This is a genomic window from Jeotgalicoccus nanhaiensis (assembly GCF_015235105.1).
Lineage (GTDB): Bacteria > Bacillota > Bacilli > Staphylococcales > Salinicoccaceae > Jeotgalicoccus > Jeotgalicoccus nanhaiensis.
The window spans coordinates 124,737-137,265 of the sequence record NZ_JADGLW010000001.1 but is presented as its reverse complement, the minus strand read 5'-3'; the positions used below and the strand labels follow the sequence as shown (position 1 = coordinate 137,265).

At 42.2% G+C, this 12,529-nt stretch carries 10 protein-coding genes and 1 pseudogene; 10 read left to right on the top strand and 1 reads right to left on the bottom strand.

The genetic code is table 11. From position 1 onward, the window contains the following. Positions 1-136: 136 nt before the first annotated feature. Positions 137-589, bottom strand: a complete 453-nt coding sequence (locus IR135_RS00635; RefSeq protein ID WP_115885715.1) for an N-acetyltransferase — start codon at positions 587-589, stop codon at positions 137-139. 111 nt (positions 590-700) lie between these two features. Here IR135_RS00635 and bshC point away from each other — a divergent pair, with 111 nt between their 5' ends. The 10 genes and pseudogenes from bshC to ftsZ all read left to right on the top strand — a co-directional run. After that, complete coding sequence (gene bshC, locus IR135_RS00630; RefSeq protein ID WP_135095767.1) at positions 701-2,272, top strand: bacillithiol biosynthesis cysteine-adding enzyme BshC; 1,572 nt, start codon at positions 701-703, stop codon at positions 2,270-2,272. Between the two features lie 136 nt (positions 2,273-2,408). Continuing rightward, positions 2,409-2,840, top strand: coding sequence for a division/cell wall cluster transcriptional repressor MraZ (gene mraZ / locus IR135_RS00625; RefSeq protein WP_115885817.1), 432 nt, complete (start codon positions 2,409-2,411; stop codon positions 2,838-2,840). A gap of 11 nt (positions 2,841-2,851) precedes the next feature. Further along, positions 2,852-3,781: a 16S rRNA (cytosine(1402)-N(4))-methyltransferase RsmH gene (gene rsmH, locus IR135_RS00620; protein WP_135095763.1), complete on the top strand. Its 930-nt coding sequence runs from the start codon at positions 2,852-2,854 to the stop codon at positions 3,779-3,781. 11 nt (positions 3,782-3,792) lie between these two features. Beyond that, positions 3,793-4,170 carry a cell division protein FtsL gene (gene ftsL, locus IR135_RS00615; protein WP_135095760.1) on the top strand — a complete coding sequence of 126 codons (378 nt, stop codon included), beginning with the start codon at positions 3,793-3,795 and terminating at the stop codon, positions 4,168-4,170. Beyond that, positions 4,157-6,304, top strand: coding sequence for a penicillin-binding transpeptidase domain-containing protein (locus IR135_RS00610; protein WP_135095758.1), 2,148 nt, complete (start codon positions 4,157-4,159; stop codon positions 6,302-6,304). The genes ftsL and IR135_RS00610 overlap by 14 nt, the downstream gene beginning before the upstream one ends. 8 nt (positions 6,305-6,312) lie before the next feature. Continuing rightward, entirely contained in the window at positions 6,313-7,275 is a 963-nt protein-coding gene (gene mraY / locus IR135_RS00605; protein ID WP_135095756.1) for a phospho-N-acetylmuramoyl-pentapeptide-transferase, read from the top strand. 1 nt (position 7,276) lies between these two features. Next, entirely contained in the window at positions 7,277-8,614 is a 1,338-nt protein-coding gene (gene murD / locus IR135_RS00600) for a UDP-N-acetylmuramoyl-L-alanine--D-glutamate ligase (RefSeq protein WP_135095754.1), read from the top strand. A gap of 21 nt (positions 8,615-8,635) precedes the next feature. Continuing rightward, a complete protein-coding gene (locus IR135_RS00595) occupies positions 8,636-9,832 on the top strand; it encodes a cell division protein FtsQ/DivIB (RefSeq protein ID WP_135095752.1) in 1,197 nt (398 codons plus the stop codon). Between the two features lie 104 nt (positions 9,833-9,936). After that, positions 9,937-11,436: a cell division protein FtsA gene (gene ftsA, locus IR135_RS00590; RefSeq protein WP_135095750.1), complete on the top strand. Its 1,500-nt coding sequence runs from the start codon at positions 9,937-9,939 to the stop codon at positions 11,434-11,436. A 24-nt stretch (positions 11,437-11,460) separates the two neighbouring features. Beyond that, positions 11,461-12,408: pseudogene (gene ftsZ / locus IR135_RS00585) on the top strand (cell division protein FtsZ); the annotation flags it as partial. Positions 12,409-12,529: the final 121 nt, after the last annotated feature.

Here is a 12,529-nt window from a genome sequence, read left to right as displayed (position 1 = left end):
GGCTTTTTTGTGCATGTAAAGTATACTTTTAAATACTTGATACGGGATTTTAAGGGTTTTAGAACTTCCGGGAATCCTCTGACACAAGATAAATAAAAAGCCGGGACAAAATCCGTCCCGGCTCATAACTTAAATCTTATTTTGGATACCACATCAGTGATTCGTCCGCCAGATCACGTTCAATATCGTATTCGTGTGCGCCAAATCCGTGTTTTTCAAAAAAGTCGCGGGAGTTCTGGAAACGGCTGATAGCTTTAATCGGAAGGTTAAATGATTTAGCGTATTCAATCAGCTCACTGCCGAACCCTCTGCCCTGATATCTTTCTAGCACTTCAAGTTTCCAGATAACTAAATAATCAGCGGTTTCGTTGTCGATCGGATGATCTGCATCTTCGCGGCGATACAGGCACATGCGTGCAGCCAGATCATCGCCCTGGTAAATACCGTAGAAAGGTGAATCGATATTCGCATCGATTACATTGGCTTCGAGTTCATCAATCATGTGAAGTTCCTGAGAACCGTATTCGCGGAATTTTTTAAATTCCTCTGCTGTTTTGTAGTTAATAGCTAAGTTTTTTACTTTTGACATTTGGCAACGCTCCTTTTAATACAGTATATTCATAATTGCGAAGCCGTTCAATTGTTTTATAGATAAATAACTTTTATACTTTGAATAACGATTAATTGAGGAGAACGATTTATGCATTTTGAGACTATTGATTTTTCTGAAAACCTACATAATATAACTGACAACAAGCAATTTTACGGCGGTCTGTCCTATGATGAAGAAAGTATCAAAGAAGTGCTTCAGCGCCCGGTGCACAGCCATACTGCAGAACTCGGCAGCATTATCGAAACCGATATGTCGCAGTACGGGCTGTCAGAGGCGCAGCAGCACAATATTGAACTGCTTAAAAAAGGGCATAAGGTAGTTATTGCCGGCCAGCAGGCGGGACTTTTTATGAGTCCTTCGTATATCATTCATAAAATAGTATCAATTTTAGTCGTAGTAAAAGAACTGAAAGAGAAGCACGGTTATGATGCAGTTCCCGTTTTTTGGGTTGCGGGTGAGGATCACGATTACGAGGAAGTGAACCACACACATCTGTATGACACATACCACCGCAGACGAGTTAAAGTAAATTACAAGCCGAATTTGACTGTGCCTATGAGCATTGGTTTTTATAATTACGATAAAAAAGCGATGGCTGAAGCGCTGGATAAAATCCTTCGATACATTGGTGACTCCAGCTATGCAGCAGCATTAAAAAAACAAGTGACAGCATCGATAGAACGATGTACGTCGTGGACGGAGCTGTTCCACAGCCTGGTCCACGAAACATTTAAAAACGATGGTCTTGTAATTTTCAATTCTCATCTTGAAGCCGTACGAGAACTCGAAGTGCCGATAATGCAAAATATGTTTAAGCAGCATAAAGCAATCGATGCAGCATTTAAAGAAGGACAGGAAGAATTTATACGCACTGTAAATAAAGCACCGGTTATTCAGACTGAGACAAATGTTCATCTGTTTGCTAATGCAGCATCGGCAAGAACGCTGATTACTGAAACTGAAGAAGAAAATGCCTATGTGCTCGGAGATGAGAAACTAAACAAAGATGAAATACTGAAACGTATAGAACAATCCCCAATAGAGTTTTCCAATAATGTAGTGACGAGACCCCTGATGCAGGAAATGCTGTTTAATACAGCAGTATTCCTAGGCGGCGGTGCTGAAGTAGCTTACTGGGGAGAGCTGCATAAAGTATTCGGTGTGATGGAAACTGATATGCCGATAGTGCTGAAGCGGATGGAGTTCATACATGTCGATGACAGAATCAGTAAGCTGCTCGAAAGGTATGAACTGACACTGGACAGCAGCATCACAGACCAGATTCAGGCGCGTAAAGAAACGCTTATTAAAACGCATACCAACGATCAGGTGCTTGACGAGATCGAACGTGTTAAATCTTCTCTCGAAGAGTCATTTAAACCGCTTTACGAATACGCGGATGAATATTTTACAAGCGGGATAATCGACGGCAACAAAAAGCGCCATCTGAATGAACTCGAGTATTTAAAGAAGCGTTATTCAGTTGATATCAAACGCAGTTTAAGAACAGAGCTGAATAATCTGGATGAATTGAGCGAAAAACTGATGCCGAATGGGGCGCTGCAGGAAAGACTGTATCATCCGTGGCAGTATCCGGCCTGTAATTGGGATTATTCCCCACTCAGCTACACAGATAAATTGACGATTATAAAAAGTTAATCATGCTGTATACCATGCGATTTCTTCATTTGAAGAAATCGTTTTTTTTATTTGATAAAATAATCGGCAATCTTTTTTATAATTTGTGGAGGAAAGTGGGGAGATGTGGTAAATTAAATATATGCGGGGTGAGAATATGTTCATGGGTGAATATAAACATAATTTGGATACGAAAGGCCGTATTATTATGCCGAGTAAATTCAGAGAATTACTCGATGGACAATTCGTTATTACCCGCGGGCTCGACCGCTGTTTATTTGCGTATACAGAGGAAGAATGGAGCCGCATTGAAGAAAAACTCAAAACGCTGCCGCTGACGAAAAAAGATGCGCGTAAATTTACGAGATTATTTTTCTCGGGCGCAGCAGCCGTGGAAATCGATAAGCAGGGACGTATCAATATTCCGCAAAATCTGCGTGAATATGCCGGACTGACAAAAGATTGTACAGTCATCGGTGTCTCGAGCAGAATCGAAATCTGGGATTCGGCAGCATGGGAAGATTTTTACACTGAATCTGAAGATAACTTTGAAGATATAGCAGAAGATTTAATTGATTTTGACCTTTAGGATGTGACAAATTGTTCAACCACACTTCAGTTTTACTAAAAGAAACAGTCGACGGCTTAAATATTAAACCGGACGGCATATACGTCGATGCAACACTCGGCGGCGGCGGACATACTTCATATTTATTGTCACAGCTTGACTCGGGACATGTATACGCGTTTGATCAGGATATGACAGCGATAAATAATGCCCGGGAAAAATTTAAAGACAGCAGCAATATAACTTTAATTCATACAAATTTTGAAAATATAACAGAAGCACTTAACGAACAGGGTGTGACGGGTGTCGACGGTATTCTTTACGACCTCGGTGTTTCAAGTCCGCAGCTCGATGTAACAGAGAGGGGATTCAGTCACTCCAAAACAGCGAGACTCGACATGAGAATGGATCAGACACAGCTGCTTGATGCTTATGAGATTGTTAATGAATATCCATACGAAGCTCTGGTCAGTATTTTTTTCAGGTACGGAGAAGAAAAGTTCTCGAAAAAAATTGCCAGAGAAATCGAGCGTTTAAGAGAAATAGAACCAATTGAAACGACGACGGAACTCGCGGAAATTATTAAATCACAAATACCTCAGAAGTTCAGAAGAACAGGCGGGCATCCTGCAAAGCGTATTTTCCAGGCGCTGCGCATTGCAGTCAACGATGAACTCGGTGTCTTCGAACGTTCACTGGAACAGGCGATTGATCTTTTGAACAAAGACGGGCGTGTATCGGTAATTACCTTCCATTCTTTAGAAGACAGAATCTGCAAACAAATGTTTGTAGAGTACGAAAAAGGACCGGAGCTGCCAAAGAACATGCCTATTATTCCCGAGGGATATGAACCTGTCTTAAAAAGAGTTAACCGTAAACCGATTATCGCTGAAGGTGACGATCTTGAAGCCAACCCGCGTGCGCGCAGTGCGAAACTTCGAATTGCTGAGAAACAAGTATAGGAAGTGTTGACATGGTAGTAGAAAGATATACTGAGGTAAATCCTGCAAAAAAAGTATACAGAAAACCTGACAGTCAGCCGAAAACCCGGAAAAAAGGAAAGATTGTCGGGATTAAACGTACGGAAATGGCTATTTACATAACACTTGCTGTTCTGATTGCTGCAGTTTCCATATATGTATTATCTTTAAAAATGGAAGCCTATAATTACCAGAATGAGAAGTCATCAATTGAACAGACAATCGCAGTTAAAAACGGTGAAATCAGTGAGTTGAATACTGAGATCACTTACCTTGCTTCTTACGATCGCATATATGAAAAAGCTCAGGAACTGGGCCTGGATCTGAATAATAGCAATGTAAAGGTTGTAGAAAAGTATGGGGAAGATTAGACGGAAGATCAGTCTTAAAAATAGCAAGCTAACAATCGGCGCACTCCTGATATATTTCGGTATAGGAGTGCTTTTTCTTTTGATTATCGGTCAATTTATTAAATTGATGGTATTTCAAACGATAGACGACGAAGATTTAATCGCGAGAGGACAGGATAAATATGCTGTCAGTGCGGTAAATGAACCGGAACGCGGTGAAATCGTCGACCGTGAAGGCAATATACTTGCAGCAGATATGGAGGCATACCGGATTGCGATAATTACCGATGAGAATTATCCGAATCACGTGAGCAACCCGGAAGAAACAGCTGCTCTGCTCGCTGAAGTTGTCGACATGAAGAAAGAAGACATACAAAAAGAAATCGAAGAGAATATTAAAAAAGGCCAGTTTCAGATGGAGCTAGGACAGGCCGGCCGGAATATTTCCTATAATGATAAGAAATTCCTCGAGGAATCCGAAGCGACAGGGATCTCTTTTGTGCCGGAAACGAGACGCTTTTATCCGAATGGCCAGTTTGCCTCTCATTTAATCGGCTTTGCAGAATTAAATGATGACATCGGTGCCCTGGACGGCCAGCTTGGTTTTGAACGTATTTATAACGACCTCCTTAAAGGGGAGCCAGGCAGCGTTGATTATTCTCAGGACGTATGGGGCTATATCGTGCCGAATTCAGATAATGTCAAACCTCCGGTAGACGGTCATGATGTGAAGCTGACTATCGATTCGAATATTCAACTCTATCTGGAAGATACTTTAAACGATATGGAAGACCACTTTGAACCGGAAGAATTAATTGCGGTCGTTGCAGATGCAAATACAGGAGAGATTCTCGCGAGCGGCCAGCGCCCGTCCTTCAATCCTGAAACGCGGGAAGGTTTCGGCAACAGCTGGCTGAATATGCTTTATGAATATTCATTTGAACCGGGCTCCACATTTAAAGTGTTTGGACTAGCGGCCGCTATCGAAGAAGGAGTTTACGATCCGGATGCAGTTTACACTTCGGGATCGATGGATGTAATGGATTCAACAATTTACGACTGGGAAACCGAAGGCTGGGGCGACATTACCTATAACGAAGGAATGCAGTATTCATCAAACGTTCTGATGATGATCCTGCAGGATAAAGTCGGGTCCGACAAGATGCTCGACTACTATGAAAAATTCGGATTCGGTCAGTCGACCGGTTCTGAATTTCCAACAGAAACAACCGGGCAGATTGCCTGGGGTGATGAACTTCAGCAGAAAACCACCTCTTTCGGGCAAACGTCTACAGTAACGCCGATTCAGCTGATTCAGGGAATGACTGCGCTATTGAACGAAGGGGAGATGAAGAAACCTTACGTCGTTGATGAGATTACCGATGATGCCGGCGAAGTTGTCTACGACGGCAAGGAAGAAACTGTCAGACAGGTTATATCTCCGGAGGCAGCAGAAAAAACTGTAGCAGAAATGAATACGCTGATCGACGGTTCGCTGGACCATAATCCGCAATATAAATCCGATGAATATGAAGTTACCGGAAAATCGGGTACTGCTCAGATCTATGATCCGGAGACGGGCGGCTACATGGACGGAGAATATCAGTTTTTCACTTCGTTTTTAGGCTATGCTCCAAAAGACGATCCGGAAGTGATTGTCTATTACGGTATAAAACTTGCCAGTGAAAACAAAAGTGAAACATGGGATAACGGCGTTGCCAGGGGCTTTAATCCCCTGATGGAACGTACGCTGAAATATCTTGAAGTTTCTGAAGCGGATGTATCCGGCGATCACGATGTCATAGAAATCGGAGATTACAGAGGACAGGAAATAGATGCTTTAACTGATGAATTAAATGATACAATTGATGTAAAAATAGTCGGGAACGGTACAGAGATTACCGATCATTTCCCTCAGGATGACACTTTGCTGCCTTACGATTCCCTGTTTGTGAAAACAGACGGCGAGCCGACCCTGCCGGACTTCAAAGGGCTTTCGAAACGGGAAGCACTGATGCTCGCTGACTTTATAGGTATTAATATAACAGTCGAAGGCGAAGGCTACGTAAATGGCCAGTCACAGAATGCGGGCACGGCAGTAACAGAAGATACTGCTGTCGAAATCACTTTATCGTCAAATGACCCGAACGACTAGGAGGAGCTATGAACTATATATTTTTCGCAGCCGCACTTGTGCTGACTGCAATACTGGTACCAATTTTAATACCTTTACTGAAGCGCATGAAATTTGGGCAGACTATCAGGCAGGAAGGTCCTGAAAGCCATTTAATTAAAACAGGAACCCCGACGATGGGCGGTTTGTCTTTTATTTCTGTAACGATTGTACTGTCGATTATCGGTCTGTTTTTTGCCGATGATATTTATAAGCTGCTGGTGCTGATTATTGTCACACTAGGTTTTGCATTAATCGGATTTATCGATGATTATATTATCGTCGTTAAAAAGGATAACGCAGGCTTGTCATCAAAACAGAAGTTTCTTGCACAAATTTTAGTTGCGGTCATAATCTTTATTATAATGAGGAACTGGATTCCGGATATCGATGCCGGCATTCAGATTCCGGGAACCGATTTGTTTATCCCGCTCGGCATATTTTTTGTCGTCTGGATTGTTTTTTGGCTCGTCGGATTTTCTAACGCAGTGAATTTAACGGACGGCCTTGACGGCTTGTCGACAGGAACGTCAATTATCGCATTTGGTTCATTTCTTGTAATCAGCCTGTTAACAGGGGAAATGGAAGTTGCACTGTTTCTGTTTATTTTAACCGGTTCGCTGATTGGATTTTTAATATTTAATAAATACCCTGCCAAACTGTTTATGGGCGATACAGGATCACTTGCACTCGGCGGTATTATTGCGACAGTGTCACTGCTCTTAAACAGCAGTCTCCTGCTGCTCATTATTGGAATCGTCTTTGTTATTGAAACAGCAAGCGTTATGATGCAGGTTGCATCGTATAAAACGACTGGCAGAAGAATCTTTAAAATGACGCCGATTCATCATCATTTTGAACTGTCAGGATGGAATGAATGGAAAATTGTTATTGTCTTCTGGTCGGTTGGACTGCTGGCAGGCATAGCCGGTGTACTATTGGGAGTGATGTAGAATGAAACCATTCAGAGGCTACGAAAATAAAAATATCATCGTACTCGGATATGGAAGAAGCGGAAAAAGTGCTGTAAATGCACTGGTCAGTTTAGGTGCGAATGTGACACTGACGACTAATGAAGTTTTTTCAGATGAAGAAGCGGAACAGAAATACAAAGCATGGGGTGTTGAGATTGTCGACGGACACCATCCGGTTAATCTTTTAAACGATGCAGATTTAATCGTTAAGAACCCGGGGATTCCGTACAGCATTCCTTTTTTAAAAGAAGCAGCAGAAAGAAAAATACCGATTGTTACAGACGTTGAGATTGCGCATCATCTGAGTGAAGCGCCGATATATGCACTGACCGGCACGAACGGCAAAACAACATGTACGCATCTGCTCGGGGAAATGCTGGAACATGGCGGCAGCAGCCCTATCTTATGCGGTAATATCGGCTATCCTGCTTCAGCTGCTGCAATGGAAGCAACAAGAGATGACACCTTGCTGATGGAATTATCTTCATTCCAGCTGATGGGCATTGAGGAATTTAGACCGGATATTGCAGTCATTACAAATATTTACGAAGCGCATTTGGATTATCACGGTACAGTTGAAGAATATGTTCATGCCAAACTGGAAATATTTAAAAATATGACGGCTGATGATTTATTAATCTTTAATAAAAAACAGGCGCATCTGCTGGAAAACCGGGATATTAAATGCCGCGTTCAGTACTTTGATACGGAGTCAGAAGCTGATGCCTATGCAGCAGATGGAAATTTAATCGTACATGGTGAAGTGGTAATGCAAGTTCAGGATGCCGTACTTAAAGGTGAGCATAACATCGAGAACATACTTGCGACACTCCTTGCCGCAGCCGCGCACGGTGTAAATAAGGATGCAATTAAGAAGACGCTTGCTACATTCAGCGGTATTTCCCACAGACTCGAACGTCTCGGTGCAATCGATGATGTGATATATTACAACGATTCAAAAGCGACGAATAATCTGGCAACATCATTTGCCCTGAAAAGTTTTGATACGCCGGTTATCTGGCTTGCAGGCGGCCTCGACCGGGGACAGTCGCTTGATGAACTGATGCAGTATGCAGGACATGTTAAGCGGATTGTTACTTTTGGAGAGACAGCGCCGAAATTCGAAGCACTTGCAGAGAAATTGAATATTCCTGCAGAGCTGACTGAAAATCCGTACACAGGCGTAGAGCTTACCCGGTATTATGCAGAACCGGGAGATACAGTGTTATTTTCTCCAGCGTGCGCGAGCTGGGATCAATATAAAGATTACGAGCGGCGCGGAGACCATTTTAAAGAAGGATTCGCAAAACTCAGCTAAAGAGAACAGGAGGTATAGCCGATGAGTAAAGAAGATGATAATAATATCAATAACATTAAAGAAAAATTGAAAAAAAAGCGTCAGGATACTGACTATGTCGGCTATACTGCAAAAAAACCTGAGAAAGAGAAAACTGAAGGCAATTTTGAAAAGCCGCCGGCCAGTAAAAAAGTTTCGAAAAAAGCAGAGACTGAAGATGATGAACTATCTTTAAAAATAGAACACTATAAGGATTTTGAAGAAAAAAGCACCGCTGTTAAAAATAAAAAAACGCCCGGAAAGAACAGAAAACAAAACGTGAAATCTGCCGGAAATAAAAAAAGCGGCGGTAAAAAATCAGCAGACAGCAGTACCAAAAAGAAAAAGAGTAAAGGCCAGAAGACGAAAAAACCTAGAGAGAAATTTAAATTTAAACGGGTTCATCTGTATATCGGCATCGTTATCTTTTTAGTGCTGCTGCTCGGCGTTCTGCTGTGGTATGTCTTTTCCAGTGCGAGTGACGTCAAGGAAATTAACTTTGAAGGAAACAGTCTGGTTACTGAAACGGAACTTGAAGAGCGTATCGGTTTTAGTACAGGGGATAAGATGTTCAGTATTTCTGCCGGCAAAGCTGAGGACAATGTTGAATTGCTCCCGGTAATTGAGGAAGTATCTGTAGAGCGGGACTGGCCGAATAATGTTACAGTTAATGTTAATGAATATAAAGCTATTGCTTACATTAATAGTGAAGATCTTTATTTTCCTGTACTTGAAAACAGTAGAATCCAGCGCGGTTATCCGTCGGCTCCCCGCAATGCACCGATTATCTATAATTTTGAAGGCGAGGAATTCGATGCGCTTGTTGCAGCGCTGAATGAAATTGAAGTGGATATACTGGAAAGTATATCGGAAATCTATTTCCGCCCGACAGATAATTCGATGCGCCGCATTCACGTCTTTATGAATGACGGCCAGGAAATAGTTGCTGATTATGAAACTTTCAGCGAAAAAATGAATTATTACATCGGTATCCGTCAGGAAATCGGTGACGAAACCGGCGGGATAATTGATATGGAAGTCGGCACCAGCTACCTTCCGTACGACAGCGCAGATGCACGTGAAATTAAAGACAATATTTATAATGAACCATCCCAGGTGGGTTATATTGAAGATATCAATGAAGCTCTGGATGGTGTAAGGTCGGCACTTGGCGAAATCGACAATGCCGCCGAAGAATAAAGAGAGATAAAGTTAAACAAATTTTTTGAAATAGTTCACATTAATCTGAGTATAATGTAAACTAGAAATAGTATTATGAAAATGGCTGTGTAGGAGGCAATAAGGTGAAGGAACATTATTATGTTGCCCTTGATATCGGCTCGTCTAGTGTCAAAGTAGTGGTCGGAGAAAAATTTCACAACGGTGTGAATGTTATTGGTACCGGTCAAACCTTCACTGATGGGGTTTCTAAAGGGATGATCAACGATTTTGATCAGGCTAAAAATGCAATTACAGATACAATTAAAAAAGCAAAAATTGCTTCAGGTGTAGATATTGAAGAAGTATTTGTGAAAATTCCAATCGCGGATACTCATATTCACTTTACAGAAGATATTATCCGTTTCGGCGGGGAAGCGACAGAAATTACCGGTGAACATATTGAAGAGCTGCTGGAAAATGTGCGTATGAATGTTCCTGCAACCCAGCAGGAAGTAGTCAGCGTTTATCCGGTATCTTTTATAGTGGACGGTCTGCATGAAGTAAATGATCCAAAAGAAATGATCGCAGAAGAAAGTCTGGCAGTTAAAGCAGGTGTCGTATCTGCAAATCGTACACTGCTTGTTAATATTGTTAAATGTGTTGAAGCGGCAGGCTTAACTATTTTAGATGTGTATTCAGATGCGGTAAATTATCAGCATGTGCTGACAGACGCTGAAGTTGAACTCGGCGCCGTTGTTATCGATATTGGCCTCGACTTAACGCAGTTCGCTTACTATGAACGCGGTTCTTTAAAATATGCGAACAGCATAGGGCTTGCTGGCCGCGATATTACCCTAGATTTAGTCGATGAATTTAATACGACTTACGATGAAGCGGATCAGGCGAAAGAACAGTACGGCCATGCATTTTTCGATCTCGCAAGCGATGATGAGAAAATGATGCTGCAGCAGAATGACTCGAGAGAACCTGCTGAAGTAACTTCAAAAGACCTCGCAGATGTTATTGAGCTTGTGGTTGAAGATGCCTTTATGGGCGTTTTTGAAGACCTTGCAGCAAACGGTGTAAATAATGTGCAGGGCGGCTTTGTGCTGACCGGCGGAACAGCAAATATCCGCGGTGTTAAAGAATTGATGCAGGATCTGGTTGCAGAAAAAGTCAGAGTTCATATACCGAATCAGATGGGTGCAAGAAAACCTGAATTCACAAGTGCAATCTCCGTGTTATCAAGCGGAATAATGTTTGATGAGTTACTGGAATATGTTACAATTGATAATTATGATGACTATCCAGAAACATACTCACACAATACAGTGAACGATGAACAGGAAGCACAGCCTGCAAACTTCTTTACGGGACTGTTTGCAAAACGTAAAGAAGAGAATGAGCTTCAGGTCAATCGGGATGAGGATCATGATGAAGTTTCATACGAAGATGATTATAACTATCCTGATGAAGACGGCGGTGAAGAATCACAGGCTGAAGATGATGCTGCCGATGAAGAATACGAAGATTACACTTATGATGACGCCGATAACCGTTCTGAACGTTCCGATAAAGAACCGAAAGAGCAAGGCGATTTAGGCAGTAAAATTAAAAAAGTATTTAAAAATTTATTTGAGTAGAAGTACATTTGGGAGGAAAGATTAATGTTAGAATTTGAACAAGGTTTCAATCACATGGCGACGTTAAAAGTTATCGGTGTTGGCGGCGGCGGTAATAATGCTGTTAACCGTATGATTGAGGACGGCATGTCCAACGTTGAATTCATTGCTATTAACACTGATGGGCAGGCTTTAAATTTATCAAAAGCCGAGTCAAGAATCCAAATTGGTGAAAAATTAACACGCGGTTTAGGTGCCGGGGCAAATCCCGATATCGGTAAAAAAGCTGCCGAAGAATCACGCGAACAAATCGAAGACGCTATCCAGGGTGCGGACATGGTGTTCGTTACAGCGGGTATGGGCGGCGGAACAGGTACTGGCGCAGCACCGGTCGTTGCCAAAATCGCTAAAGAAATGGGAGCACTCACTGTAGGTGTTGTAACGCGCCCGTTCGGTTTTGAAGGAAGAAAGAGACAAACACAAGCTGCTGCTGGTGTTGAACAGATGAAGGCAGCTGTCGATACTCTGATTATTATCCCAAATGATCGCTTATTAGATATCGTAGATAAATCTACACCGATGATGGAAGCATTTAAAGAAGCTGATAACGTTCTGCGCCAAGGTGTTCAGGGTATCTCTGACCTTATCGCTGTAAGCGGTGAAGTAAACCTTGACTTCGCAGACGTTAAGACTATTATGCAGAACCAGGGTTCTGCCTTAATGGGTATCGGTATTTCAGCTGGCGAAAACCGTGCAGTTGAAGCAGCTAAAAAAGCAATTTCAAGCCCGCTCTTGGAAACGTCAATCGTTGGAGCACAGGGTGTTCTGATGAATATTACAGGCGGAGAATCGCTGTCGCTCTTTGAAGCGCAGGAAGCAGCAGACATCGTTCAGGATGCAGCGGATGAAGATGTTAATATGATTTTCGGTACTGTTATCAATCCTGAACTTGAAGATGAAATTGTAATTACTGTAATTGCTACAGGATTCAATGAGAAAACACTTCAGCGTTCTGCTGACAGACCTTCTGAGCAGCCTGAACAGAATAATTCACGCGGCGGAGGCAGCAATTTTAATCAGCCGCCGGCATATAACTCAAGAGATATTGCCGAAG

Coding starts and splice junctions, on each gene's coding strand:
- IR135_RS00635 (WP_115885715.1), bottom strand. CDS start 589: ATGTCAAAAGTAAAAAACTTAGCTATTAACTACAAAACAGCAGAGGAA.
- bshC (WP_135095767.1), top strand. CDS start 701: ATGCATTTTGAGACTATTGATTTTTCTGAAAACCTACATAATATAACT.
- mraZ (WP_115885817.1), top strand. CDS start 2,409: ATGTTCATGGGTGAATATAAACATAATTTGGATACGAAAGGCCGTATT.
- ftsL (WP_135095760.1), top strand. CDS start 3,793: ATGGTAGTAGAAAGATATACTGAGGTAAATCCTGCAAAAAAAGTATAC.
- IR135_RS00610 (WP_135095758.1), top strand. CDS start 4,157: ATGGGGAAGATTAGACGGAAGATCAGTCTTAAAAATAGCAAGCTAACA.
- mraY (WP_135095756.1), top strand. CDS start 6,313: ATGAACTATATATTTTTCGCAGCCGCACTTGTGCTGACTGCAATACTG.
- murD (WP_135095754.1), top strand. CDS start 7,277: ATGAAACCATTCAGAGGCTACGAAAATAAAAATATCATCGTACTCGGA.
- IR135_RS00595 (WP_135095752.1), top strand. CDS start 8,636: ATGAGTAAAGAAGATGATAATAATATCAATAACATTAAAGAAAAATTG.